Origin of the sequence: Pseudomonas quebecensis, assembly GCF_026410085.1 — a bacterium.
Lineage (GTDB): Bacteria > Pseudomonadota > Gammaproteobacteria > Pseudomonadales > Pseudomonadaceae > Aquipseudomonas > Aquipseudomonas quebecensis.
Genome location: NZ_CP112866.1, coordinates 4,401,485 through 4,425,969, shown reverse-complemented (window position 1 = coordinate 4,425,969; position 24,485 = coordinate 4,401,485). Strand labels below are relative to the sequence as shown.

Genomic DNA, 24,485 nt, shown 5'->3' with positions numbered 1-24,485 from the left:
GTTGCGTACAGGCTACGCCGAGACCAATAGCTGTACAATATTGTTTTTTGGTATAAGTTTTGGCGTACCTGAACCGTTGACGTGTCCTATGGTTAACCATACGCCACGCCCAACTACGAATTGATCCCTGCTTATAAAATAGACCAGTGATCGGCGGCGAACGTTACATGAGGAGCGTCCCATGCATATTTTGCTGACCGGCGGTACCGGCTTGATCGGTCGCCAGCTCTGCCAACACTGGCTGGCCCAGGGGCATCGCCTGACCGTGTGGAGCCGTCATCCGGAAGAAGTGGCGTCGCTGTGCGGCGCACAAGTACTGGGCGTTGCGCGCCTGGAAGAGGTGATCGGCGCAGTGGATGCGGTGGTCAACCTGGCCGGCGCACCCATCGCCGACCGCCCGTGGACCCATAAGCGCAAGGCACTGCTGTGGAGCAGTCGCATCAGTCTTACCGAAACCCTGCTGGCCTGGCTCGAAGGCCTTGAGCAGAAACCGGCGGTGCTGGTGTCGGGCTCTGCGGTGGGTTGGTACGGCGACGGCGGCGAGCGCGAACTGACCGAAGCCAGCGGCCCGGTGCAGGACGATTTCCCCAGCCAGTTGTGCATCGCCTGGGAAGAAACCGCCCAGCGCGCCGAAGCCCTGGGCATTCGCGTGGTACTGGTGCGTACCGGCCTGGTGCTGGCTGCGCAGGGCGGCTTTTTGTCGCGGTTGCTGCTGCCCTTCAAACTGGCGCTGGGCGGGCCGATCGGCGATGGACGGCAGTGGATGCCGTGGGTGCATATCAAGGATCAAATCGCCCTGATTGATTTTCTTCTGCACAAGGAAGACGCCAGCGGTCCTTATAATGCGTGCGCGCCACACCCGGTGCGTAACCGAGAGTTCGCCAAAACCCTGGGCCAGGTGCTGCATCGTCCGGCGTTCATGCCCATGCCGGCCTTCGCGCTGAAGGTGGGGCTGGGCGAGTTGTCGGGGTTATTGCTGGGCGGGCAGAAGGCCGTACCCGAACGGTTGCTGGCGGCCGGTTTCACTTTCCAGTTCACTGAGTTGCGCGCGGCTCTGGACGACTTGTCCACCCGCCTCTAGAGATAGGATGTTGCATGACGGATCACGCGTTGTTACTGGTCAACCTGGGTTCACCGGCGTCCACTTCGGTGGCCGATGTGCGCAGCTACCTCAACCAGTTTTTGATGGACCCTTATGTGATCGACCTGCCATGGCCGGTGCGACGCCTTTTGGTCTCGCTGATCCTGATCAAGCGCCCGGAGCAGTCGGCGCACGCCTATGCGTCGATCTGGTGGGAGGAGGGCTCGCCGCTGGTGGTACTCAGCCGGCGCCTGCAAGCGCAGATGACCGCGCAATGGACCCAAGGCCCGGTGGAGTTGGCGATGCGTTACGGCGAGCCGTCCCTGGAAACCACCCTGACGCGCCTGGCCGCCCAGGGCATCCGCAAAGTCACGCTCGCGCCGTTGTACCCGCAGTTTGCCGACAGCACCGTGACTACGGTGATCGAAGAAGCCCAGCGCGTGGTGCGTGATAAGAAACTGGATGTGCAGTTTTCGATCCTGCAGCCGTTCTACGATCAGCCGGAGTACATCGAGGCATTGGCGGCGAGCGCTCGGACATATGTGGAGCAGGATTACGATCACCTGCTGCTGAGTTTTCACGGCCTGCCGGAGCGGCACCTGACCAAGCTCGACCCCACCGGCCAGCATTGTTTCAAAGATGCCGACTGCTGCAGGAACGCGTCGCCGCAGGTGCTTGCCACCTGCTATCGCGCGCAGTGCTTCGCCGTCGCCCGTGATTTCGCTGCACGCCTGGGTTTACCGGACGGCAAATGGTCGGTGGCATTCCAGTCGCGGCTGGGCCGCGCGAAGTGGATCGAACCCTACACCGAGGCGCGCCTGGAGGCGCTGGCCCAGCAAGGCGTGAAAAAGCTGCTGGTGATGTGCCCGGCGTTCGTCGCCGATTGCATCGAGACTCTGGAAGAGATCGGCGATCGCGGCCGCGAGCAGTTCCGTGAGGCCGGTGGCGAAGAGCTGGTGCTGGTGCCCTGTCTGAACGACGACCCGCAGTGGGCGGCGGCGCTCAATACCCTGTGCGAGCGCGCGCCGCAGCAACTTTAGCCGCGTTATAGGTCGAGGGTCAGGCTGACCGTGAGATTGCGCGGTTCGCCTGGGCTGACCCAGTAACTGCTGTAGGACCGTTCGTAGTACTTTTCATCGAACAGGTTGTTAAGGTTCAGGCCCACCGTCACGTTTTGCGTGGCTTTGTAATGGGCCAGCAGGTCGACGGTGTGGTAGGCGGGCAGTTCAAAGCTGCCGCCGGCTTCCCCCGAGCGGTCCCCCACATAGGTGAATGCTGCGCCCAGGTCCGAGCCGCGCAGGGCGCCCTCCTGGAATTCATACACCCCCAACAGACTGCCGCTGCGCTTGGCCACGCCAAGGATGCGGCTGCCGGCTGGAATGGTGTTGTCACCCTTGGTCACCTCGGCATCGATGTAGGCGAAGGCGCCGATCACGCGCACGGCGTCGGTCACTTGCCCGGTCAGTTGCAGATCGAAACCCTGGCTGCGGGCCTTGCCCATGGCGCGGTTGGTGTTGGTGGCCGGGTCGAGGGCCAGCACGTTTTCCTTTTCGATATGGAAGGCGGCGAGGGTGGCGCTGAGGCGGTCGTCGAACAGTTCGCTTTTGACCCCCACTTCATAGCCCACGCCTTCTTCAGGCTTGAAGGTTTTGCCCGTAGCGTCCAGGCCGCTATTGGGCTTGAACGAGGTCGAGGCGTTGGCGAACACACCGATTTCTGGCGTGAGCTGGTAAAGCAATCCTGCGCGCTGAGTCAGGGCGTCGTGGGTTTGGCGGCTGGTTGGGGCGTTACGGGTAAAGTCATCGACGGTTTGTTCGAAATGCTCAACGCGCGCGCCAATCATGCCGCGCAGGCGGTCGGTGAAGACGATCTGGTCCTGCAGGTTCAAGGCGTGGCTTCTGGTCTGCTCGAAGAAGTCAGTGCCGGAGCGCGCGCCGTTGGGTTTGGGCTGGCCGTAGACCGGGTTGTAAAGGTCGATGGGGTAGCTCCCCGCGACCGCAGTCACGCGCTCGTTCTTGCGGTAGTCCTCGTATTCGGTGCCCACCAACAGCTCGTGCTGCCAACTGCCGATGTCGAACAGGCCGCGCAGTTCCAGCTGGGTGATGCTGTCGTGCCAGCGCATGGAGCGTTCGCGGTAACGGCGATTGAGGGTGTGACCGTCGGCATTCAGCGCGCGGTTTTCCGAAGCATCGCCCCACAGGCTGCCTTGTTTGTAGTGGCTGGCCAGGCGCAGTTTCCAGGCATCGTTGAGGTGATGTTCGAGGGTCGCCTGCAGGCGGTTGTTGTGGTTGTCGATGTTGCCGTCGTTGGGTTCGCCGAGGAATGTGCGGCGCGATACGCCGGGAGCGTCGACGATGCCACGGTCGAAGGTGGAGCTGTGGCGCACGAACTCACTTTCCACCAAGAGCGTGGTGTCCGGGTCCAATTGCCAACTGAACGACGGCGCGACAAACACCCGCTTGCTGCCGACGTGATCGCGGAAACTGTGGTTGTCCTCCACCGCCAGGTTGACCCGTGACAGCACGTTAGCTTGGCTGTCCAGCGGGGTGTTGACGTCCAGTGCGGTGCGATAACGATCCCAACTGCCTGCGCTGGTTTGCAGGGTGGTGAAGGCTTCGGGTTGAGGCTTTTTGGTGACGATATTCACCGTACCGCCGGGATCGCCGCGTCCGTAGAGGCTCGCGGCAGGGCCCTTGAGCACTTCGATACGTTCGATATTGGCGGTGTCCGGCGTGCTCGGGTAGCCACGGTTGGCGCTGAAGCCGTCCTGGTAGAACTCCGACGTGGTGAAACCGCGCACGCTGTATTCGTAAAGGGTCAGGCCGCCGAAATTGTTTTGCTTGGACACCCCACCGGCGAATTCCAGCGCGCGTTCCACGTTGGTGCTGCCCAGGTCCTTGAGCACCGTGGCCGGAATCACGCTGATGGACTGTGGGATGTCGCGCAGGGCCGTGTCGGTTTTGGTCGCGCTGGCGGAGCGGGTGGCGCGGTAGCCCTTGACCGGGCCGGCGGCGGATTCATAGGCATCGGTGGTGACGCTGATGGCTTCCAGTTCCAGGCGGTTGTCTTCGGCGAAGGCCGGGTCCAGCAGCAACCCCAGGGCCAGGCCAGCCAGGGGAGCGATTTTTCGAGACGGCATGAGAGAGCGTTCCAATAACAGTATTGAAACAATATAACATGCCTAATGAGAATGAATCGCTACGAAATATCACCCAGGTGCCTGCGAGCGGGCACGTGGGTGAGGTCGATTATTCCTCTTCTTTTACTGGGGCAGGCGGTGGGCGCAGGCCGATTTCGGCTGACAACTTGATCTCCTTGCCATTGCGCATGACCTGGATCGCAACCTTCTCGGTTGGCTTGATCCGCGCCACCTGGTTCATCGACTTGCGCCCGTCGCCGGCCGGTTCGCCGTTGATGCTCAGAATCACGTCACCCAGTTGCAGGCCGGCCTTCTGCGCCGGGCCGTCGCGGAAGATCCCCGCCACCACGATGCCGGGGCGCCCGGTCAGGCCGAACGACTCGGCCAGCTCTTTGGTCAGTGGCTGCACTTCGATGCCCAGCCAGCCGCGAATCACCTGGCCGTGTTCGATGATCGACTTCATCACCTCCATCGCCAGCTTCACCGGAATCGCAAACCCGATGCCCTGGGAGCCGCCGGACTTGGAGAAAATCGCCGTGTTGATGCCGGTCAGGTTGCCATTGGCATCCACCAGCGCGCCGCCGGAGTTACCCGGGTTGATCGCGGCGTCGGTCTGGATAAAGTCTTCGTAGCTGTTTAGGCCCAACTGATTGCGCCCGGTGGCGCTGATGATGCCCATGGTCACGGTCTGACCGACCCCGAACGGGTTGCCGATCGCCAGCGCGACATCGCCTACGCGCAAACCATCGGAGCGGCCGAGGGTGATCGCAGGCAGGTTCTTCAAATCGATCTTCAGCACCGCCAGGTCCGTCTCCGGATCGCTGCCCACCACACGGGCCAGGGTTTCGCGGCCGTCACGCAGGGCCACCACAATCTGATCGGCGCCGCTGGTCACGTGGTTATTGGTGAGAATGTAGCCTTCGGGGCTCATGATCACGCCGGAACCCAGGCTGGACTCCATGCGCCGCTGTTTGGGCCCGTTGTCACCGAAGTAGCGGCGGAACTGTGGGTCTTCAAACAGCGGATGCGCCGGTTTGTTGATGACTTTGGTGGTGTACAGGTTGACCACCGCCGGAGCGGCGATCACCACTGCGTCGGCATAGGTCACCGGGCCTTGCACCACTGTGGTGGTCTGCGGGGCCTGTTGCAGGTTCACATCAAGGCTGGGTAAGCCCACCAACTGGGGGAAACGCTGAATGATCAGCATCGCGATCAGCACGCCGGCCAGCAATGGCCATCCAAAAAAACGCAGCGCCTTGAGCATCAAGTAAGTCCTGACAGGTTGCAGGGGGCGGGGGAGCGCCCATAATGTCGCGCATTATACGAGGCTGCGAGCGCCTCTGAACGGGATATTTAGGAGACTTTCATGGCCGTCCCCCTTACCACCCTCGTCGAGGAAGCGGACCGCTACCTCGGCAGTGCAAAAATTGCTGATTACTGCCCCAACGGCCTGCAGGTCGAGGGTCGTCCGCAGGTGATGCGCATCGTCAGCGGCGTGACCGCCAGTCAGGCGCTGCTGGATGCCGCCGTCGAGGCCCAGGCCGATCTGGTGCTGGTTCACCATGGTTATTTCTGGAAAGGCGAAAACCCGTGCATCACCGGCATGAAGCAACGTCGCCTGAAAACCCTGCTCAAGCACGACATCAGCCTGCTGGCCTACCACCTGCCGCTGGACCTGCACCCCGACGTCGGCAATAACGTGCAGCTGGCGCGGCAGTTGGACATCACCGTCGAAGGCCCGCTGGACCCGGATAACCTGAAAGTTATCGGTCTGGTCGGCTCCCTTGCCGAGCCCTTGTCGCCCCGCGATTTCGCCCGCCGCGTGCAGGACGTCATGGGCCGCGAGCCGCTGCTGATCGAGGGCAGCGAGATGATCCGCCGCATCGGCTGGTGCACCGGCGGCGGTCAGGGCTATATCGACCAGGCGATCGCCGCCGGTGTCGATCTGTTCCTCAGCGGCGAGGCGTCCGAGCAGACCTTCCACAGCGCCCGCGAAAACGACGTCAGCTTCATTGCCGCCGGCCATCACGCCACCGAGCGTTACGGCGTACAGGCGCTGGGCGATTACCTGGCGCGGCGCTTTGCCTTGGAGCATTTATTCATCGATTGCCCCAACCCGATCTGACGCACACTCCTGCGTCTGAGCGGGTTTGACCGGCCATCGACGCCAAACCTTGGGGCATATTCATATATCGTTTCGGTCTAGATGGCGCCCTAAATAGAAGAAGTTGCTGTGCTAGCATGCCCCGCTCGAACACGGCCCGCTGGCCGTCCATAAGATCGTTTTCGTGAGTAGCCATGGTCGACAAACTGACGCATCTGAAACAGCTGGAGGCGGAAAGCATCCACATCATCCGCGAGGTCGCCGCCGAGTTCGACAACCCGGTGATGCTCTACTCGATCGGTAAAGACTCCGCCGTGATGCTGCACCTGGCACGCAAGGCGTTTTTCCCGGGCAAGCTGCCATTCCCGGTGATGCACGTCGACACCCGCTGGAAATTCCAGGAGATGTACAAGTTCCGCGACAAAATGGTCGAAGAACTGGGCCTGGAGTTGATCACCCACGTCAATCCGGATGGGGTGGCGCAGGGCATCAACCCGTTCACCCACGGCAGCGCCAAGCACACCGACATCATGAAAACCGAGGGCCTCAAGCAGGCCCTGGACAAGTATGGTTTCGACGCAGCATTCGGCGGCGCCCGTCGCGATGAAGAGAAATCCCGCGCCAAAGAGCGCGTGTACTCGTTCCGCGACAGCAAACACCGCTGGGACCCGAAGAACCAGCGTCCGGAGCTGTGGAACGTCTACAACGGCAACGTCAACAAGGGCGAGTCGATCCGCGTGTTCCCGCTGTCCAACTGGACCGAGCTGGACATCTGGCAGTACATCTACCTGGAAGGCATCCCGATCGTGCCGCTGTACTTCGCCGCCGAGCGTGAGGTGATCGAGAAGAACGGCACGTTGATCATGATCGACGACGACCGCATCCTTGAGCACCTGTCCGACGAAGACAAAGCCCGTATCGTCAAAAAGAAAGTCCGTTTCCGTACTCTTGGCTGCTACCCGTTGACGGGCGCGGTGGAGTCCGAAGCCGAAACGCTGACGGACATCATTCAGGAAATGCTCCTGACGCGAACTTCCGAGCGCCAGGGCCGGGTCATCGACCATGATGGCGCCGGCTCCATGGAAGATAAAAAACGGCAGGGGTACTTTTAAGTTTCGAGTTACAAGCGGCAAGCTGCAAGTTAAAGGCGGTATGCGTAATTTGGCGGTTTGGTGCTTGCAGCCGGTTGTTGCGAGCCGCTATCGAGTGACTCGTAATGGACTTCGAGAAGTTGGTCGTTTGGCAGAGAAGCAAATGTTTAGCGGTGGGAGTTTACCGGGAGTTGGCGCAATGCAGGGATCTTGGTTTTAAGGACCAGATCACTCGCTCTGCACTTTCGGTGCCCTCCAATATTGCTGAGGGTACGGAGCGTCGCAGTGCTAAAGAAAAGGCGCGTTTTCTTTGGATAGCGAAGGCTTCTTGTGGTGAGTTACGGACACAGATTCTCATCGGTAGCGACATTGCTTACATCGCCCGCCCGCTGGCTGAAAACTGGATTACAGAAACTCGCGAGCTCTCAAAAATGCTCTGCGGCCTGATCAACAAAATTTCTGACTAGCTGTACGCCGACAAGCTTGCCGCTTGAAGCTTACAGCTCGGAGCTTGAACCCAATGAGCCATCAATCTGATTTGATCAGCGAGGACATCCTCGCCTACCTGGGCCAGCACGAGCGCAAGGAAATGTTGCGCTTCCTGACCTGTGGCAACGTCGACGACGGTAAGAGCACCCTGATCGGGCGCCTGCTGCACGACTCCAAGATGATCTACGAAGATCACTTGGAAGCCATTACCCGCGATTCGAAGAAGTCCGGCACCACCGGTGACGATATCGACCTGGCCCTGCTGGTCGACGGCTTGCAGGCCGAGCGTGAGCAGGGCATCACCATTGATGTGGCTTACCGCTACTTCTCTACCGCCAAGCGCAAATTCATCATCGCCGACACGCCCGGCCATGAGCAGTACACCCGCAACATGGCTACGGGTGCGTCCACCTGTGACCTGGCGATCATTCTGATCGACGCGCGCTATGGCGTGCAGACCCAGACCCGTCGCCACAGCTACATCGCCTCGTTGCTGGGCATCAAGCACATCGTGATCGCCGTCAACAAGATGGATATCAACGGCTTCGACCAAAACGTCTTCGAGGCGATCAAGGCCGATTACCTGAAGTTCGCCGACGGCATCGCATTCAAGCCGAGCACCATGGCGTTCGTGCCGATGTCGGCGCTCAAGGGCGACAACGTGGTCAACAAGAGCGAGCGTTCGCCCTGGTACACCGGGCAGTCGTTGATGGAGATCCTCGAGACCGTCGAGATCGCCAACGACCGCAACTACACCGACCTGCGTTTCCCGGTGCAGTACGTCAACCGTCCGAACCTGAACTTCCGTGGCTTCGCCGGCACCCTGGCCAGCGGCATCGTGCACAAGGGCGACGAAGTCGTGGTGCTGCCGTCGGGCAAGAGCAGCCGCGTCAAATCCATCGTCACCTTCGAAGGTGAGCTGGAGCACGCCGGCCCCGGCCAGGCGGTGACCCTGACCATGGAAGACGAGATCGACATCTCGCGCGGCGACTTGCTGGTGCATGCCGACAACGTGCCGCAGGTGGCCGACGCCTTCGATGCCATGCTGGTGTGGATGGCCGAAGAACCGATGCTGCCGGGCAAGAAATACGACATCAAGCGCGCCACCAGTTACGTGCCGGGTTCCATCACCAGCATCGTGCACCGCGTGGACGTGAACACCCTGGCCGAAGGCCCGGCGAGTTCGTTGCAGTTGAACGAGATCGGCCGCGTCAAGGTCAGCCTCGACGCCGCCATCGCGCTGGACGGTTACGACAGCAACCGCACCACCGGCGCCTTCATTGTCATTGATCGTCTGACCAACGGCACCGTGGCGGCCGGCATGATCATCGCGCCGCCGGTGAACCATGGCGGTGCGTCGCACCACGGCAAGTTGGCCCATGTGGCAACCGAAGAGCGCGCGCTGCGCTTCGGCCAGCAACCGGCTACGGTGTTGTTCAGCGGGTTGTCGGGCGCCGGTAAGAGCACCCTGGCCTATGCGGTCGAGCGCAAGCTGTTCGATATGGGCCGTGCCGTGTTCGTGCTGGATGGCCAGAACCTGCGCCACGACCTCAACAAAGGGCTGCCGCAGGATCGCGCCGGGCGTACCGAGAACTGGCGGCGTGCCGCGCATGTGGCGCGTCAGTTCAACGAAGCCGGCCTGCTGACCCTGGCCGCGTTCGTCGCACCGGACGCCGAAGGTCGTGAACAGGCCAAGGCGCTGATTGGCAGCGACCGCCTGCTGACCGTTTACGTGCAGGCGTCGCCGCTGGTGTGCGCCGAGCGCGATCCGCAAGGCCTGTATGCCGCCGGTGGGGATAACATTCCTGGCGAGTCCTTCCCGTACGACGTGCCGTTGAACGCCGACCTGGTCATCGACACCCAGGCCCTGTCGCTGGAAGACAGCGTCAAGCAAGTGCTGGAACTGTTGCGTCAGCGCGGCGCGATCTAAGCTCGCGCAGTCAAATGTGGGAGGGGGCTTGCCCCCGATAGCGATGTACCCGTGACAGAGGTATTGACTGACACACTGCTATTGAGGGCAAGCCCTCTCCCACCTTTTGATTATCGTTTGTCTGGGAAGTCTTTATGTAGCTTGTCCAGTAACGCATCCTTCTCTTCCCACAGTTGGTTGATCCACCCCTGGAACGCCAGTCGATACTCCCCATCCTGCTCATAGTTCTTGCCGATGAACTCACGCGGGATCTGCACCTCATCAAACCGCACCACCACGTCCTTCACCTTCCCGCATAGCAAGTCCCAGTACCCGGGGCGCCCGGCGGGGTAGTGGATAGTCACGTTCACCAGCGACTTCAACTGTTCGCCCATGGCATCCAGCACAAACGCGATACCGCCGGCCTTGGGCTTGAGCAGGTAGCGAAACGGTGAATTTTGCTGCGCATGCTTGCCCGGCGTAAACCGCGTGCCTTCGGCGAAATTGAAGATGCCCACCGGGTTGTCGCGAAACTTCGCGCAGGTCTTGCGGGTGGTTTCCAGGTCCTTGCCTTTCTTCTCCGGGTGTTTTTCCAGGTAGGCCTTGGTGTAGCGTTTCATGAAGGGAAAGCCCAACGCCCACCACGCCAGGCCAATCACCGGCACCCAGATCAACTCCTGCTTGAGGAAAAACTTGAGCGGGCGAATGCGACGATTGAGCACATATTGCAGCACCATGATGTCGACCCAACTCTGGTGATTGCTGGTCACCAGGTAGGAATGCTGGTAGTCCAGGCCTTCAAGGCCGGACACGTGCCAGCGCGTGTGCCGGACCAGGTTCATCCAGCCCTTATTGTTGGTGACCCAGGCCTCATGGGTGTGGTTCATCAGCCATTCACTGAAGCGCTTGGCGAAGGGCAGGGCCTTGAACAGCGCCACGACGAACAGGAACGAACACAGCAGAATTGTGTTCAGCGCCAGCAACAGCGATGCGATCACCCCGCGTACGGCGGCAGGCAGAAAATCCAGCATTTAGATATCCATAGGTCGGTTGGCGGCTTGGATCGCAGTCAGTGCGATGGTGTACACGATGTCGTCGACCTGGGCGCCGCGCGGCAGGTCGTTGACCGGTTTGCGCAGCCCCTGGAGCATCGGTCCCAGGCTTACGCAGTCGGCGCTGCGCTGCACCGCTTTGTGGGTGGTGTTGCCGGTGTTCAGGTCCGGGAACACGAATACCGTGGCCTTGCCGGCGACCGGGCTGTTGGGCGCCAGTTGCCGCGCCACGGTTTCGTTGGCGGCGGCGTCGTATTGCAGCGGGCCGTCGATCAACAGTGCACTTTGCTGTTCATGGGCAAGCAGAGTGGCTTCGCGGACTTTCTCGACTTCTTCGCCGCTGGCCGAGTCGCCGCTGGAGTAACTGATCATTGCCACGCGCGGGGTAATGCCGAACGCCTGCGCCGAGTCGGCGCTCTGCAGGGCAATTTCCGCCAGTTCGGCGGCGCTGGGGTGCGGGTTCATCACGCAGTCGCCGTACACCAGCACCTGTTCGGGGAACAACATGAAGAACACCGACGACACCAACGTGCAACCCGGTGCGGTTTTAATCAACTGCAAGGCCGGGCGGATGGTATTGGCGGTGGAATGGATAACCCCGGATACCAGCCCGTCGACTTCATCCAGGGCCAGCATCATGGTCGCGATAACCACGGTATCTTCCAACTGCTGCTCGGCCATCGGCGCATTGAGGCTCTTGCTCTTGCGCAACGCCACCATGGGCTCGACGTACCGCTCGCGGATCAGGTCCGGGTCGAGAATCTCCAGTCCTTCGGGCAATTCGATGCCTTGGGCACGGGCCACGGCTTCCACGTCCGCCGGCTTGGCCAGCAGCACGCAGCGCGCAATGCCGCGAGCCTGGCAGATGGCGGCGGCCTGCACGGTCAGCGGCTCGCTGCCTTCGGGCAGGACGATGCGCTTGTTGGCGGCCTGGGCGCGCTGGATCAACTGGTAGCGGAACACCGCCGGCGACAGGCGCATCTCCCGCGGCGTGCCGCAGCGTTGGTGCAGCCAGCGTGCATCGAGATGGCCGGCGACGAAATCGGTAATGATCTCGGCGCGCTCGCGGTCATCGATGGGAATTTCCTTGTTCAGGTTGTTGAGCAGGTTGGCGGTCTCGTAGGAGCCGGTACTCACCGACAGCACCGGCAGCCCGGCCTGGAAGGCGCCGCGGCACAGGTCCATGATGCGCGGGTCGGGCAGGGTGTCGCTGGTCAGCAGCAACCCGGCCAGGGGCACGCCGTTGATGGCGGCCAGGCTGACGGCCAGGATAATGTCGTCGCGGTCCCCGGGAGTCACCACCAGCACGCCGGGCTTGAGCAGTTCCACGGTGTTACGCATGGTGCGGGCGCAGATGATGATGCGGGTCATGCGCCGGGTTTCGTAGTCGCCGGCATTGAGGATCTGTGCGCCCATCAGGTCGGCGACGTCACGGGTGCGCGGGGCATTGAGTTCAGGCTGGTAGGGAATGCAGCCTAACAGGCGGAAATCGCCACTGCGCAGCAAGGGCGAATGTTCCTTGAGGCGCGCCGAGAAGGCTTCCATGCTTTCGTCAGTGCGCACCTTGTTGAGGATTACGCCGAGCACTTTCGGGTCTTTCGGCCCGCCGAACAGTTGGGCCTGCAGTTCCACGCGGCCGGACAGCTCGGTGAGTACTTCGTTTTCCGGGGCCGAGACCAGGATCACTTCCGCATCCAGGCTCTTGGCCAGGTGCAAGTTGACCCGTGCGGCATAGCTGGCGCTGCGGGTCGGCACCATGCCCTCGACGATGAGCACATCCTTGCCCACGGCGGCCTGCTGATACAGGGTGATGATTTCTTCCAGCAGCTCATCGAGCTGGCCGTCCCCGAGCATCCGCTCTACGTGGGCCAGGCCCAGGGGCTGTGGCGGCTTGAGGCCGTGGGTGCGCGCCACCAGCTCGGTGGAGCGTTCGGGGCCGGTATCGCCTGGGTGAGGTTGGGCAATCGGTTTGAAGAAGCCGACTTTCAGCCCGGCTCGTTCGAGGGTGCGCACCAGCCCGAGGCTGATGGAGGTCAGACCCACACCAAAATCGGTGGGCGCGATAAAAAAAGTCTGCATGCGAATTCTCTGGAGGTGCATGGCTTCGGTGGCGCTCTATGACTGAGCGCCTGCCGGGAATCAGGTGCCAAGGTTATCGCTATTCGTGGGCTTGCGCACACCAGCCGCAGGCAAAGCGCTGGCCTATTTTTTTGCTGCGTTGCAGCGGGTCGAGTACCCAGGCGCGGGATTGCCAGGGTGGCTGGTGGCGCAGGTGCTGGGTGTGGCCGCAGGACAGCTCGACAACCCATTGCTGCTCGACGTCCAGGTGGAAGCCGAGGATGCGGGAGACCGTTGGTCGGTCCCGTCCGTCCGGGTTCTGTTCGCTTTCGGGCAAATCCTTGTTTAGACTTGTCCGTTCTTCATTCTTATGCAAAAGGTCTCGCCCCATGACGATCGCCGCTAACAAGGCTGTCTCCATCGACTATACCCTGACCAACGACGCTGGTGAGGTCATCGACAGCTCAGCCGGCGGCGCGCCGCTGGTCTACCTGCAAGGCGCAGGTAACATCATTCCAGGCCTGGAAAAGGCACTGGAAGGCAAAAGCGTTGGCGATGAGCTGAACGTTGCCGTGGAGCCTGAAGATGCCTACGGCGAATACTCCGCCGAACTGGTCAGCACCCTGAGCCGCAGCATGTTCGAAGGTGTTGATGAGTTGGAAGTGGGCATGCAGTTCCACGCTTCCGCGCCGGACGGTCAAATGCAGATCGTCACAATCCGTGACCTGGACGGCGACGACGTTACCGTCGACGGCAACCATCCCCTGGCTGGCCAGCGCCTGAACTTCCAAGTGAAGATCGTTGCCATCCGCGACGCTTCCCAGGAAGAAGTGGCCCACGGTCACGTCCACGGTGAAGGCGGTCATCACCATTGATTGATGTTTTGATCAAGCGGTAGCAAAAAACGCCCCGACCGGTTCGGGGCGTTTTTTTTGTGCCCGAAAATACACCGCGATCAAAATGTGGGAGGACTTGCCCCTCCCACCGGTGGAGCTGCGATGATTTTCAGGCACAAACAAAAATGCCCCGGACCTTTCGGTACGGGGCATTTCTTAACTGTTACGCAAGCTGGGCTGCGTTGCAGTTGTTACCACTCAGGCTGCAGCAGCAACGCTCAGAGCCTTGATGTGGCCATTCAGGCGGCTCTTATGGCGAGCGGCCTTGTTCTTGTGGATGATGCCTTTATCGGCCATACGGTCGATAACCGGCACAGCCAGAACGTAGGCTGCTTGAGCTTTTTCAGCGTCTTTGGTGTCGATGGCTTTAACTACATTCTTGATGTAGGTACGAACCATGGAACGCAGGCTGGCGTTGTGGCTGCGACGCTTCTCAGCCTGTTTTGCACGTTTTTTGGCGGAAGGTGTGTTGGCCACCGTCGAGCTCCTCGAAAGACTTTTTAGGAAATAGCAAACAAAATAGGCCGCGAATCATGCCGATGACTTGATGGGTTGTCAAGGGCGGCAGATGCGAACTGCTGAGTGGTCGATCTTAAGAGGCGGGTGATTTATTTCCGGCGCTTGACCTGTAAACTCGCGAGCTTTGGCGCTGTGCTGTTGCAGGCGCGCAGTATCGCATAAGTGGGCGCACAGTTCGCCTGCTCTTTATCATAGGCGCAAACTCTTTCAATGAATCTGCTCAAATCGCTGGCTGCCGTCAGCTCTATCACGATGATTTCCCGGGTTCTGGGGTTCGTGCGTGACACCCTGCTGGCGCGCATCTTTGGCGCCAGCATGGCCACGGATGCCTTCTTTATCGCGTTCAAGTTGCCCAACCTGCTGCGGCGCATCTTCGCCGAGGGGGCGTTCTCGCAGGCGTTCGTGCCGATTCTGGCGGAGTACAAGACCCAGCAGGGCGAAGAGGCGACGCGCACCTTTATTGCCTACGTCTCGGGCCTGCTGACCCTGGTATTGATGCTGGTGACCGCCCTGGGCATGCTCGCCGCACCGTGGGTGATCTGGGCCACGGCGCCCGGCTTTGCCGACACCCCGGAAAAATTCGCGCTGACCACCGACCTGCTGCGCGTGACCTTTCCTTATATATTGCTGATTTCCCTGTCTTCCCTGGCCGGGGCCATCCTCAATACCTGGAACCGTTTCTCGGTACCGGCCTTCGTGCCAACGCTGCTTAACGTCAGCATGATCATCTTTGCGCTGTTCCTCACCCCGTACTTCGATCCGCCGGTGATGGCGCTGGGCTGGGCGGTGCTGGCCGGTGGCCTGGCGCAATTGCTTTACCAGCTGCCGCATTTGAAGAAGATCGGCATGCTCGTGCTGCCGCGCCTGAACCTCAAGGACACCGGCGTCTGGCGTGTCATGCGCAATATGTTGCCGGCCATCCTTGGCGTGTCGGTCAGTCAGATTTCCCTGATCATCAACACCGCGTTCGCTTCGTTGCTGGTATCGGGTTCAGTTTCGTGGATGTATTACGCCGATCGTCTGATGGAGTTGCCCTCCGGTGTGCTGGGCGTGGCACTCGGCACAATCCTGCTGCCGACCCTGGCGCGAACCTACGCCAACAAGGACCGCCAGGAATACTCGCGCATCCTCGATTGGGGCCTGCGCCTGTGCTTCGTGCTGGTGCTGCCGTGTTCCCTGGCGCTGGGCATTCTGGCTGAGCCGCTGACAGTCTCGCTGTTCCAATATGGTCAATTCGACGCCCATGACGCCCTGATGACCCAGCGCGCGCTGATCGCCTACTCCGTCGGCCTGCTCGGCATCATTGTGATCAAGGTGCTGGCGCCGGGCTTCTACGCCCAGCAGAACATTCGCACGCCGGTGAAAATCGCGATTTTCACGCTGATCGTCACGCAGTTGCTCAACCTGCTGTTTATCGGCCCGCTGGCCCATGCCGGTCTGGCCCTGGCGATCAGCGCGGGCGCCTGCATCAACGCCGGCCTGCTGTTCTACCAACTGCGCAAACAGCAGATGTTCCAGCCGCAGCCAGGCTGGGGGATGTTCGCGGTCAAACTGCTGGTGGCGGTGGGGATGATGTGCGCCGTGTTGCTTGGGCTGATGCACTTCATGCCCGCCTGGGACCAGGGCCATATGCTCGAACGCTTCATGCGCCTGGGCGTGCTGGTGGTCGCTGGGGTAGTGGTGTACTTCGGGATGTTATTACTGCAAGGTTTCCGGCTGCGGGATTTCAATCGCAAGTCGCTGAGTTAGAGAGTTTGCCGCGATAAAACCGGTGTTTTATCGATTCGACCCATTTGCCCTGCGCTGTTGCCTGTCGTCCGGGGCAGTGTGTGGTTATAATCGACCACTTTATGAGCAAGAAGCGCGTTATGCAGCTGGTTCGAGGTCTCCACAACCTGCGCCCCCGGCATCGGGGCTGCGTCGCCACTATTGGCAACTTTGACGGTGTTCACCGTGGCCACCAGGCTATCCTGGCCAGGCTGCGCGAGCGTGCGGTCGAGTTGGGCGTGCCCAGCTGCGTGGTGATTTTCGAGCCGCAGCCGCGGGAGTTCTTCTCCCCCGAGACCGCGCCGGCTCGTCTGGCGCGCCTGCGCGACAAACTCCAGCTGCTGGCCGAAGAAGGCGTGGACCGTGTCCTCTGCCTGGCCTTCAACCAGCGTTTGCAAAGTCTCAGCGCTGCCGAGTTCGTCGACCGCATCCTGGTCGATGGCCTGGGTGTGCAGCATCTGGAGGTCGGCGACGACTTCCGTTTCGGCTGCGACCGGGTTGGGGATTTCGACTTTCTGCAACAGGCCGGCATCCGCCAGGGCTTTACCGTCGAGGCCGCGCAAACCGTCGAGCTGGACGGCCTGCGCGTAAGCAGTACGCAGGTGCGCAATGCCCTGGCCGCCGCCGACTTCGCCTTGGCCGAGCGTTTGCTCGGTCGCCCGTTCCGCATCGCCGGGCGGGTACTGCACGGCCAGAAGCTGGCGCGCCAATTGGGCACGCCGACCGCCAACGTGCAACTCAAGCGCCGCCGTGTGCCGCTGACCGGGGTTTACCTGGTCAGCGTCGACATCGACGGTCAATCGTGGCCGGGAGTCGCCAACATAGGCGTCAGACCCACGGTTGCAGGTGATGGCAAGGCCCACCTGGAAGTTCACCTTTTGGATTTTGCCGGTGATTTGTATGACCGGCGTTTGACGGTGGTTTTCCACCAGAAGCTGCGTGAAGAGCAGCGTTTCGCCTCCCTCGAGGCGTTGAAAACGGCGATCAATGCGGATGTCGCCGCCGCCCGTGCACTAGCCGCACCTAGCGCCCATCGCTAACCGAAGAGCCTTAAATGACCGACTATAAAGCCACGCTAAACCTTCCGGACACCGCCTTCCCAATGAAGGCCGGCCTGCCACAGCGCGAACCGCAGATCCTGCAGCGCTGGGACAGTATTGGCCTGTACGGAAAGTTGCGCGAAATTGGCAAGGATCGTCCGAAATTCGTCCTGCACGACGGCCCTCCTTACGCCAACGGCACGATTCACATCGGTCATGCGCTGAACAAGATCCTCAAGGACATGATCGTCCGCTCGAAAACCCTGTCGGGTTTCGACGCACCTTATGTTCCAGGTTGGGACTGCCACGGCCTGCCGATCGAGCACAAAGTCGAAGTGACCCACGGCAAGAACCTGGGCGCGGACAAGACACGCGAACTGTGCCGTGCGTATGCCACCGAACAGATCGAAGGGCAGAAGTCCGAGTTCATCCGCCTGGGTGTCCTGGGCGACTGGGCCAACCCCTACAAGACCATGGACTTCAAGAACGAGGCCGGTGAAATCCGTGCCTTGGCCGAGATCGTCAAAGGCGGTTTCGTGTTCAAGGGTCTCAAGCCCGTGAACTGGTGCTTCGACTGCGGCTCGGCCCTGGCGGAAGCTGAAGTTGAGTACGAAGACAAGAAGTCCTCGACCATCGACGTGGCCTTCCCGATCGCGGACGAGGCCAAGCTGGCCAATGCGTTCGGCCTGGCCAGCCTGGCCAAGCCGGCGGCCATCGTGATCTGGACCACCACCCCGTGGACCATCCCCGCCAACCAGGCGCTGAACGTGCACCCGGAATTCACCTACGCCCTGGTGGACGTCGGTGATCGCCTGCTGGTGCTGGCCGAGGAAATGGTCGAGGCGTGCCTGGCGCGCTACGAGCTGCAAGGTTCGGTGATTGCCACCACCACCGGTTCAGCGCTGGAGTTGATCAACTTCCGTCATCCGTTCTATGACCGTCTGTCGCCGGTGTACCTGGCCGATTACGTCGAGCTGGGTTCGGGTACGGGTGTGGTTCACTGCTCGCCTGCCTACGGCGTGGACGACTTTGTGATCTGCAAGAAGTACGGCCTGGTCAACGATGACATCATCAACCCGGTGCAAAGCAACGGCGTCTATGTGCCGTCGCTGGAGTTCTTCGGTGGCCAGTTCATCTTCAAGGCTGACAAGGCCATCATCGACAAGCTGCGCGACGTTGGCGCACTCATGCAGACCGCGACTATCCAGCACAGCTACATGCACTGCTGGCGCCACAAGACGCCGCTGATCTACCGCGCCACCGCGCAGTGGTTCATCGGCATGGACAAAGAACCGGTGGCCGGCGACAACCTGCGCAATCGTGCCCTCAAGGCCATCGAAGGCACCGGCTTTATCCCGGCCTGGGGCCAGGCGCGCCTGCACTCGATGATTGCCAACCGCCCGGACTGGTGCATCTCCCGCCAGCGCAACTGGGGCGTGCCGATCCCGTTCTTCCTGAACAAGGAAAGCGGCGAGCTGCACCCGCGCACCGTTGAACTGATGGAAGAAGTGGCCCAGCGCGTTGAACAGGAAGGCATCGAGGCCTGGTTCAAACTGGACGCCGCCGAGCTGCTGGGTGACGAAGCGCCGCTGTACGACAAGATCAGCGACACCCTCGACGTGTGGTTCGACTCCGGCACCACGCACTGGCACGTATTGCGCGGCTCGCATCCGATGGGGCATGAGACCGGCCCGCGCGCCGACCTGTACCTGGAGGGTTCGGACCAGCACCGTGGCTGGTTCCACTCCTCATTGCTGACCGGTTGCGCCATCGACGACCACGCGCCGTACCGCGAACTGCTGACCCACGGCTTCACCGTCGACGAAAACGGCCGCAAGATGTCCAAGTCCCTGGGCAACGTGATCGCGCCGCAAAAAGTCAACGACACCCTGGGTGCCGACATTATGCGTCTGTGGGTGGCGTCTACCGACTATTCCGGCGAAATGGCCGTGTCGGAGCAGATTCTGCAGCGCAGCGCCGATGCCTACCGTCGTATCCGTAATACCGCACGCTTCCTGCTGTCGAACCTGACCGGTTTCAACCCAGCCACCGATATCCTGCCGGCCGAGGACATGCTCGCCCTGGATCGTTGGGCCGTGGACCGCACCCTGCTGCTGCAGCGCGAGTTGCAGGAACATTACGGCGAATACCGCTTCTGGAACGTCTACTCCAAGATCCACAACTTCTGCGTGCAGGAGCTGGGCGGTTTCTACCTCGACATCATCAAGGACCGCCAGTACACCACCGGCGCCAACAGCAAGGCGCGCCGTTCGGCGCAGACCGCGCTGTACCACATCTCTGAAGCGCTGGTGCGCTGGATCGCGCCGATCCTGGCCTTCACCGCCGACGAACTGTGGGGGTATCTGCCGGGCGAGCGTAACGAGTCCGTGATGCTCAACACCTGGTACGAAGGGCTGACAGAACTGCCGGCTGACTTCGAATTGGGCCGTGAGTACTGGGAAGGCGTGATGGCGGTCAAGGTTGCGGTGAACAAGGAGCTGGAGGTTCAGCGCGCGGCCAAGGCCGTCGGTGGCAACCTGCAGGCCGAAGTCACGCTGTTTGCCGAAGAAGGCCTGAGCGCCGATCTGGCCAAGTTGAGCAACGAGCTGCGTTTCGTGTTGATCACTTCCACCGCCAGCCTGGCGCCGTTCGCCCAGGCTCCGGCGGATGCCGTGGCTACCGAAGTGCCTGGCTTGAAGCTCAAAGTGGTCAAGTCGGCCTTCGCCAAGTGCGCCCGTTGCTGGCACTGCCGTGAAGATGTCGGCGTGAACCCCGAGCATCCGGAAATCTGCGGTCGCTGCGTCGACAATATCAGCGGTGCCGGTGAGGTTCGCCACTATGCCTAACGCCGGCCGTTTCGGACGTCTGGGTTGGCTCGTATTGAGTCTGCTGGTGCTGGTCATCGACCAGGTCAGCAAGGCTCACTTCGAAGGCTCCCTGGAAATGTTCCAGCAAATCGTAGTGATCCCTGACTACTTCAGCTGGACCCTGGCCTACAACACTGGCGCGGCGTTCAGCTTCCTCGCCGACAGCGGCGGATGGCAGCGTTGGCTGTTCGCCCTGATCGCGGTGGTGGTCAGTGCGGTGCTGGTGGTCTGGCTCAAGCGCCTGGGCCGCGATGACACTTGGTTGGCCGTGGCCTTGGCCCTGGTGTTGGGTGGCGCGTTGGGTAACCTGTACGACCGTATTGCCCTGGGCCATGTGATCGACTTCATCCTGGTGCACTGGCAGAACCGCCACTATTTCCCGGCGTTCAACTTCGCCGACAGCGCGATCACCGTCGGTGCAATCATGCTGGCGCTGGATATGTTCAAAAGTAAGAAAACCGGAGAGACCGTCAATGACTGAACAGGTATTGGCTGAGCAACGCATCGGCCAGAACACGGAAGTCACTTTGCATTTCGCACTGCGCCTGGAAAACGGCGATACGGTCGACAGCACGTTCGACAAGGCTCCGGCGACCTTCAAGGTCGGCGACGGTAACCTGCTGCCGGGTTTCGAAGCCGCCTTGTTCGGTTTCAAGGCCGGCGACAAGCGTACCCTGCAGATCCAGCCGGAAAACGCGTTTGGCCAGCCCAATCCGCAGAATGTGCAGATCATCCCGCGTTCGCAGTTCCAGGACATGGAGCTGTCTGAAGGCCTGCTGGTGATTTTCAACGATGCGGCGAATACCGAGTTGCCAGGCGTGGTCAAGACGTTCGATGACGCGCAAGTGACCATCGACTTCAACCACCCGTTGGCCGGTAAAACCTTGACGTTCGATGTGGAAATCATCGACGTTAAAGCACTTTGATCAACGCCCCGATTTAAATACGGGAGCGGGCTGGTGTGGGAGCGGGCAAGCCCCCTCCCACCTTTGATCTTCATTGACAGTTCAGTAGCGTCAACTCTGACCAAGCGCCAGGCACGAGGCACAGCATGCAAATCAAACTCGCCAACCCCCGTGGCTTCTGCGCCGGCGTGGACCGGGCGATCGAAATCGTCAACCGCGCTCTGGAAGTCTTCGGGCCACCGATTTATGTGCGTCACGAAGTCGTGCACAACAAGTTCGTGGTCGAAGATCTTCGCGCCCGCGGCGCGATCTTCGTCGAGGAACTCGACCAGGTGCCGGACGACGTTATCGTTATCTTCAGCGCCCATGGCGTTTCCCAGGCCGTGCGCAGCGAAGCGGCGGGCCGAGGCCTGAAAGTCTTCGATGCCACCTGCCCACTTGTCACCAAAGTTCATATCGAAGTGGCGCGTTACAGCCGCGACGGCCGCGAATGCATTCTGATCGGCCATGCCGGCCACCCGGAAGTTGAAGGCACCATGGGCCAGTATGACGCCGGCAACGGTGGCGCCATCTACCTGGTCGAAGACGAGAAGGACGTGGCCAACCTGCAGGTGCGCAATCCGGAGCGTCTGGCGTTCGTGACTCAGACCACCTTGTCCATGGACGACACCAGCCGCGTCATCGACGCCCTGCGCACGCGCTTTCCGGCGATCGGCGGGCCGCGCAAGGACGACATCTGCTACGCCACGCAAAATCGCCAGGATGCGGTCAAGCAATTGGCCGATGAGTGCGACGTTGTCCTGGTGGTTGGCAGCCCGAACAGCTCCAACTCCAATCGCCTGCGTGAGTTGGCCGAGCGCATGGCCACCCCGGCGTACCTGATCGACGGTGCCGAAGACCTGCAGCGCGATTGGTTCGATGGCATTGAGCGTATTGGCATCACGGCGGGTGCTTCAGCCCCGGAAGTGCTGGTGCGTGGCGTTATCCAGCAATTGCACGCGTGGGGTGCGACCGGCGCCGATGAGCTGGCCGGGCGTGAGGAAAACATTACTTTCTCCATGCCCAAGGAACTGCGGGTTCGCTCGCTGCTCTGAGCGCGAGGTTGCCCGAGTAACCGCGGCACAAGGCCTGTTCGGCCTTATCGCTGCGCAGGCTGATGCGCCCGCTGGGCGCCAGCACTATCTGGTGCAGGCTGAGGGCGTTTTGCGTGTCGCACACATGCACGGTGCCGGCGCGAAACCCTCCCCACGAAAATACCGGTTCGCCCAGCCCGCTGAAGCGTACCTGGTTCTTCAACGGCCCGTTGCCTACAAGCGGTATGCGTCCGTTGTCCTGACGCTCCAGCAGGATCGGGTTGTCATCGTCCAGATGGCCGCGCCCGCTCACGTCGACAATGATCCGCCAACCGTGGCTCCAATCGCTGTTCAGGGCATGAATGACCACCGGTCGATTGCGTGCGATGGCCTCGGCGCGTGCGAAGCGCAGTCCGTTCGCCAATGAGTGTGCTGCGCCTTGCCGCTGCTGTGATTCCAGCAGGTGCTTGAAACCGGGTACGGTGATGTGAGCCAGAATACCGCTCACGATCAGCCCGAGCAGCAATTCGATCAGGGTGAATCCTCGTTGTTTCATGGGTTGTCCCTCCGTGGACGCGGCTGAATATGTCAGGTGCAGACCAAGGTATAGCGCCTGGGGCTCGGCCTTGGATGATGGCCTTTATGTCCAAAGTATTTCCCTTTGTTCCTGGCGCGGCACGGGCGAAAAGCTGGCGCTAGTCTTGGGTCACACAGCAGGTTTTTGCCTGCTCTCTTTCGACCCTCGACACGGATGACGATGGTGATGCTCGCTTATTCCAACGCTTATTTTTTTGTTGCATTACCTCGGCACCAAGCCGGCACGACACTGATCGAGGTCCTGGTAGCGGTACTGATTCTTGGCGTTGGCCTGCTGGGCGCGGCGGTTATCCAACTCAGCGCGTTGAAGTCCACCGACAGTTCGAGAATGACCAGCCAGGCCAGCTTTATTGCCAACGATATGCTCGACCGAATCCGTGCCAACGCCGGTGCCGACTACGCGTGGGGCCGTGCCGCGCGGGCCCCGGCCAGTGTTGCCGGCGCGAGCGTGCGCGACCTCGACCTGCACGATTTCGAGGCCAATATCCTGGGGTTCGCCGGGGAGAGCGGCGCAGGGGCGGTGGTCGTCAATGCTCATGACGTGACTGTCAGTATCAGTTGGGATGACAGCCGAGGCACCGGCATCCCCGGCACGCGCGAAACCTTCACGTTGACCAGTCGCCTCGACGCCGATGTGGAGAGCATGCGATGAACCCGTTCATTCGCGGTTTCAGCCTGGTGGAGTTGCTGCTGGCCATGACGCTGGGCTGGGTGCTGGTGGCTGGCGTCAGCCAGGTTGCAATCTCTTCCCGAATGACACACGCCAGCCAACAGGCAGCGATGTTGTTGCAGGACGATGCGCGGTTCGCACTCGGCAAGATGGTTCAGGATATTCGCCAGGTCGGCATGTTCGGTTGCCTGGCCAGCGCTGGCATCGAGCACGCTCCACCGGCCTTTGATCGGCCCGTAAGCTGGAGCGCCGTTGCAGGTTCCAAATCGCTGACCCTGGTCACCGCCAGCGTAGGTGACGGCGCCGGCAGGCCGGACTGGACGGTGCTCTCCGACTGTACGGGCACCGCCCAGGCTTATGCCGGGCATTCACCTGTTCCCGGCCCTGGGCAGATGCGTTTCGCGGTACGCCAACTCACCTACACCTACGAAGCGGGTCAATTGAAGGTCAGTACGCCGGCCGCGCCAGCCAAGGCGGTGCTGGTGGATAACGTGCGGGCGTTCGAGATCAGTTTCGGCGTGGCCGCCGCCCCGGCATCGACGCAGGTGGCTCGTTACGACGCCAGCCCGGCCGACGACTCGTTGATACGCAGCGTGCGTATTCAAATGACGCTGCAGGACCCGACCGCTCGCGTCAAGGATCAAACGTACAGTGTCGTTGCGGCGCTGCGTAATCGTCTGGGGTAGGGCGGCCATGGAGCGCACCGCAAGTATTCATCTTCGCCAGGCAGGCATGGTGCTGCTGTTCAGCCTGGTTTTCCTGCTGCTGTTATCGCTGATCGGCCTTTCCTCGATGCAAGCGGTGGTGGCCCAGCAAAAAATGGCCGCCAGCTTCTGGCATCGCAACCAGTCGCTGCAAAGCGCCGAGAGCGGCTTGAGGTTTGGAGAGTGGAGCATACGGCGCAGCGGCGTGGGGTTGCCGCCGTGTTCTTCGCCGGTCACCTGCGCCCCGCCGGAAGAGGCGTTAACAGTCATGAATGCTGGGACGCACCCGGTTTCGGCGATTACCTGGGTCGCGATTAAGGGCGGTCTTTATGGCGTTCAGTCATTGGGTACTGGCGTGGGGATTGTGCATTTACCGGCGCTGACACCGGCCGCGCTCTATCGCGTGACGGCAGTGGGCCTCAATGGTCAGTCGCGCACCGTGCTGGAAAGCGTGTATGCACGGGTGGATGGGGAGGGCGGCTCACGGTTTCGGCGGGTGTCCTGGCGGCAACTTCAATAAGGAG

At 61.3% G+C, this 24,485-nt stretch carries 23 protein-coding genes; 16 read left to right on the top strand and 7 right to left on the bottom strand.

What is annotated here, in order from left to right; genetic code table 11:
• Window positions 1–181 precede the first annotated feature (181 nt).
• Entirely contained in the window at window positions 182–1,081 is a 900-nt protein-coding gene (locus tag OSC50_RS20595) for a TIGR01777 family oxidoreductase (RefSeq protein WP_266245917.1), read from the top strand.
• Window positions 1,082–1,095: 14 nt separating this feature from the next.
• On the top strand, window positions 1,096–2,121 hold the full coding sequence (gene hemH / locus OSC50_RS20590) for a ferrochelatase (RefSeq protein ID WP_266245919.1): 1,026 nt from the start codon (window positions 1,096–1,098) through the stop codon (window positions 2,119–2,121).
• Between the two features lie 5 nt (window positions 2,122–2,126).
• Here the strand turns inward: hemH and OSC50_RS20585 are convergent, their stop codons facing one another.
• Window positions 2,127–4,220 carry a TonB-dependent siderophore receptor gene (locus OSC50_RS20585; protein WP_266245921.1) on the bottom strand — a complete coding sequence of 698 codons (2,094 nt, stop codon included), beginning with the start codon at window positions 4,218–4,220 and terminating at the stop codon, window positions 2,127–2,129.
• A 109-nt stretch (window positions 4,221–4,329) separates the two neighbouring features.
• Entirely contained in the window at window positions 4,330–5,484 is a 1,155-nt protein-coding gene (gene algW / locus OSC50_RS20580; protein ID WP_181079613.1) for a Do family serine endopeptidase AlgW, read from the bottom strand.
• A gap of 102 nt (window positions 5,485–5,586) precedes the next feature.
• Between algW and OSC50_RS20575 the strand changes: the two genes are divergently transcribed.
• The 4 genes from OSC50_RS20575 (at window position 5,587) to cysN (ending at window position 9,834) form a co-directional block, all read left to right on the top strand.
• Complete coding sequence (locus OSC50_RS20575; protein WP_181079614.1) at window positions 5,587–6,345, top strand: Nif3-like dinuclear metal center hexameric protein; 759 nt, start codon at window positions 5,587–5,589, stop codon at window positions 6,343–6,345.
• Between the two features lie 173 nt (window positions 6,346–6,518).
• The gene (cysD, locus tag OSC50_RS20570; RefSeq protein ID WP_003208447.1) at window positions 6,519–7,436 is read left to right on the top strand and encodes a sulfate adenylyltransferase subunit CysD; all 918 of its coding nucleotides are present in this window, start codon (window positions 6,519–6,521) and stop codon (window positions 7,434–7,436) included.
• A gap of 104 nt (window positions 7,437–7,540) precedes the next feature.
• Window positions 7,541–7,882 (top strand): four helix bundle protein, encoded by a 342-nt coding sequence (locus OSC50_RS20565; protein WP_094065252.1) that lies wholly within the window; start codon window positions 7,541–7,543, stop codon window positions 7,880–7,882.
• Window positions 7,883–7,935: 53 nt separating this feature from the next.
• Window positions 7,936–9,834, top strand: a complete 1,899-nt coding sequence (gene cysN / locus OSC50_RS20560; RefSeq protein ID WP_181079616.1) for a sulfate adenylyltransferase subunit CysN — start codon at window positions 7,936–7,938, stop codon at window positions 9,832–9,834.
• A 110-nt stretch (window positions 9,835–9,944) separates the two neighbouring features.
• On the opposite strand, the gene yihG is transcribed toward cysN, so the two are convergent.
• From yihG to OSC50_RS20545, 3 genes are all read right to left on the bottom strand, one after another.
• A complete protein-coding gene (gene yihG, locus OSC50_RS20555; protein WP_181079617.1) occupies window positions 9,945–10,844 on the bottom strand; it encodes a 1-acylglycerol-3-phosphate O-acyltransferase, YihG family in 900 nt (299 codons plus the stop codon).
• Window positions 10,845–12,944: a phosphate acetyltransferase gene (pta, locus tag OSC50_RS20550; RefSeq protein ID WP_253510400.1), complete on the bottom strand. Its 2,100-nt coding sequence runs from the start codon at window positions 12,942–12,944 to the stop codon at window positions 10,845–10,847.
• 79 nt (window positions 12,945–13,023) lie between these two features.
• Complete coding sequence (locus OSC50_RS20545) at window positions 13,024–13,314, bottom strand: DUF3565 domain-containing protein (RefSeq protein WP_181079619.1); 291 nt, start codon at window positions 13,312–13,314, stop codon at window positions 13,024–13,026.
• On the opposite strand from OSC50_RS20545, the gene OSC50_RS20540 reads away from it, so the two are divergent.
• On the top strand, window positions 13,313–13,798 hold the full coding sequence (locus tag OSC50_RS20540; protein WP_181079620.1) for an FKBP-type peptidyl-prolyl cis-trans isomerase: 486 nt from the start codon (window positions 13,313–13,315) through the stop codon (window positions 13,796–13,798). The genes OSC50_RS20545 and OSC50_RS20540 overlap by 2 nt on opposite strands.
• Before the next feature lie 219 nt (window positions 13,799–14,017).
• Here the strand turns inward: OSC50_RS20540 and rpsT are convergent, their stop codons facing one another.
• Window positions 14,018–14,296, bottom strand: coding sequence for a 30S ribosomal protein S20 (gene rpsT / locus OSC50_RS20535; protein ID WP_016976313.1), 279 nt, complete (start codon window positions 14,294–14,296; stop codon window positions 14,018–14,020).
• A gap of 252 nt (window positions 14,297–14,548) precedes the next feature.
• On the opposite strand from rpsT, the gene murJ reads away from it, so the two are divergent.
• From murJ to ispH, 6 genes are all read left to right on the top strand, one after another.
• Window positions 14,549–16,087 carry a murein biosynthesis integral membrane protein MurJ gene (gene murJ / locus OSC50_RS20530; protein WP_181079621.1) on the top strand — a complete coding sequence of 513 codons (1,539 nt, stop codon included), beginning with the start codon at window positions 14,549–14,551 and terminating at the stop codon, window positions 16,085–16,087.
• Between the two features lie 119 nt (window positions 16,088–16,206).
• Entirely contained in the window at window positions 16,207–17,145 is a 939-nt protein-coding gene (ribF, locus tag OSC50_RS20525; RefSeq protein WP_253510404.1) for a bifunctional riboflavin kinase/FAD synthetase, read from the top strand.
• A gap of 14 nt (window positions 17,146–17,159) precedes the next feature.
• Entirely contained in the window at window positions 17,160–19,991 is a 2,832-nt protein-coding gene (gene ileS, locus OSC50_RS20520) for an isoleucine--tRNA ligase (protein ID WP_266245925.1), read from the top strand.
• On the top strand, window positions 19,984–20,493 hold the full coding sequence (gene lspA / locus OSC50_RS20515) for a signal peptidase II (protein ID WP_181079624.1): 510 nt from the start codon (window positions 19,984–19,986) through the stop codon (window positions 20,491–20,493). The genes ileS and lspA overlap by 8 nt, the downstream gene beginning before the upstream one ends.
• A 7-nt stretch (window positions 20,494–20,500) precedes the next feature.
• A complete protein-coding gene (fkpB, locus tag OSC50_RS20510) occupies window positions 20,501–20,938 on the top strand; it encodes an FKBP-type peptidyl-prolyl cis-trans isomerase (RefSeq protein WP_181079659.1) in 438 nt (145 codons plus the stop codon).
• Window positions 20,939–21,063: 125 nt separating this feature from the next.
• The gene (ispH, locus tag OSC50_RS20505; RefSeq protein ID WP_181079625.1) at window positions 21,064–22,011 is read left to right on the top strand and encodes a 4-hydroxy-3-methylbut-2-enyl diphosphate reductase; all 948 of its coding nucleotides are present in this window, start codon (window positions 21,064–21,066) and stop codon (window positions 22,009–22,011) included.
• Here the strand turns inward: ispH and OSC50_RS20500 are convergent.
• Window positions 21,965–22,546, bottom strand: coding sequence for a GspH/FimT family pseudopilin (locus OSC50_RS20500; RefSeq protein WP_266245926.1), 582 nt, complete (start codon window positions 22,544–22,546; stop codon window positions 21,965–21,967). The genes ispH and OSC50_RS20500 overlap by 47 nt on opposite strands.
• Window positions 22,547–22,753: 207 nt before the next feature.
• On the opposite strand from OSC50_RS20500, the gene pilV reads away from it, so the two are divergent.
• The 3 genes from pilV to OSC50_RS20485 are packed head-to-tail and all read left to right on the top strand — an operon-like array spanning window position 22,754 to window position 24,481.
• Window positions 22,754–23,239 (top strand): type IV pilus modification protein PilV, encoded by a 486-nt coding sequence (gene pilV, locus OSC50_RS20495; protein WP_266245927.1) that lies wholly within the window; start codon window positions 22,754–22,756, stop codon window positions 23,237–23,239.
• Window positions 23,236–23,943, top strand: a complete 708-nt coding sequence (locus OSC50_RS20490; RefSeq protein ID WP_266245928.1) for a PilW family protein — start codon at window positions 23,236–23,238, stop codon at window positions 23,941–23,943. Before pilV ends, OSC50_RS20490 begins: the two co-directional genes overlap by 4 nt.
• Window positions 23,944–23,950: 7 nt before the next feature.
• A complete protein-coding gene (locus OSC50_RS20485) occupies window positions 23,951–24,481 on the top strand; it encodes a pilus assembly PilX family protein (RefSeq protein WP_266245929.1) in 531 nt (176 codons plus the stop codon).
• The last annotated feature ends 4 nt before the right edge of the window (window positions 24,482–24,485 follow it).

Coding starts and splice junctions, on each gene's coding strand:
- OSC50_RS20490 (WP_266245928.1), top strand. CDS start 23,236: ATGAACCCGTTCATTCGCGGTTTCAGCCTGGTGGAGTTGCTGCTGGCC.
- OSC50_RS20540 (WP_181079620.1), top strand. CDS start 13,313: ATGACGATCGCCGCTAACAAGGCTGTCTCCATCGACTATACCCTGACC.
- OSC50_RS20595 (WP_266245917.1), top strand. CDS start 182: ATGCATATTTTGCTGACCGGCGGTACCGGCTTGATCGGTCGCCAGCTC.
- murJ (WP_181079621.1), top strand. CDS start 14,549: ATGAATCTGCTCAAATCGCTGGCTGCCGTCAGCTCTATCACGATGATT.
- OSC50_RS20575 (WP_181079614.1), top strand. CDS start 5,587: ATGGCCGTCCCCCTTACCACCCTCGTCGAGGAAGCGGACCGCTACCTC.
- pilV (WP_266245927.1), top strand. CDS start 22,754: ATGCTCGCTTATTCCAACGCTTATTTTTTTGTTGCATTACCTCGGCAC.
- cysN (WP_181079616.1), top strand. CDS start 7,936: ATGAGCCATCAATCTGATTTGATCAGCGAGGACATCCTCGCCTACCTG.
- yihG (WP_181079617.1), bottom strand. CDS start 10,844: ATGCTGGATTTTCTGCCTGCCGCCGTACGCGGGGTGATCGCATCGCTG.
- OSC50_RS20565 (WP_094065252.1), top strand. CDS start 7,541: ATGGACTTCGAGAAGTTGGTCGTTTGGCAGAGAAGCAAATGTTTAGCG.
- OSC50_RS20585 (WP_266245921.1), bottom strand. CDS start 4,220: ATGCCGTCTCGAAAAATCGCTCCCCTGGCTGGCCTGGCCCTGGGGTTG.
- cysD (WP_003208447.1), top strand. CDS start 6,519: ATGGTCGACAAACTGACGCATCTGAAACAGCTGGAGGCGGAAAGCATC.
- ileS (WP_266245925.1), top strand. CDS start 17,160: ATGACCGACTATAAAGCCACGCTAAACCTTCCGGACACCGCCTTCCCA.
- algW (WP_181079613.1), bottom strand. CDS start 5,484: ATGCTCAAGGCGCTGCGTTTTTTTGGATGGCCATTGCTGGCCGGCGTG.
- hemH (WP_266245919.1), top strand. CDS start 1,096: ATGACGGATCACGCGTTGTTACTGGTCAACCTGGGTTCACCGGCGTCC.
- OSC50_RS20485 (WP_266245929.1), top strand. CDS start 23,951: ATGGAGCGCACCGCAAGTATTCATCTTCGCCAGGCAGGCATGGTGCTG.
- OSC50_RS20500 (WP_266245926.1), bottom strand. CDS start 22,546: ATGAAACAACGAGGATTCACCCTGATCGAATTGCTGCTCGGGCTGATC.
- pta (WP_253510400.1), bottom strand. CDS start 12,944: ATGCAGACTTTTTTTATCGCGCCCACCGATTTTGGTGTGGGTCTGACC.
- ribF (WP_253510404.1), top strand. CDS start 16,207: ATGCAGCTGGTTCGAGGTCTCCACAACCTGCGCCCCCGGCATCGGGGC.
- lspA (WP_181079624.1), top strand. CDS start 19,984: ATGCCTAACGCCGGCCGTTTCGGACGTCTGGGTTGGCTCGTATTGAGT.
- OSC50_RS20545 (WP_181079619.1), bottom strand. CDS start 13,314: ATGGGGCGAGACCTTTTGCATAAGAATGAAGAACGGACAAGTCTAAAC.
- ispH (WP_181079625.1), top strand. CDS start 21,064: ATGCAAATCAAACTCGCCAACCCCCGTGGCTTCTGCGCCGGCGTGGAC.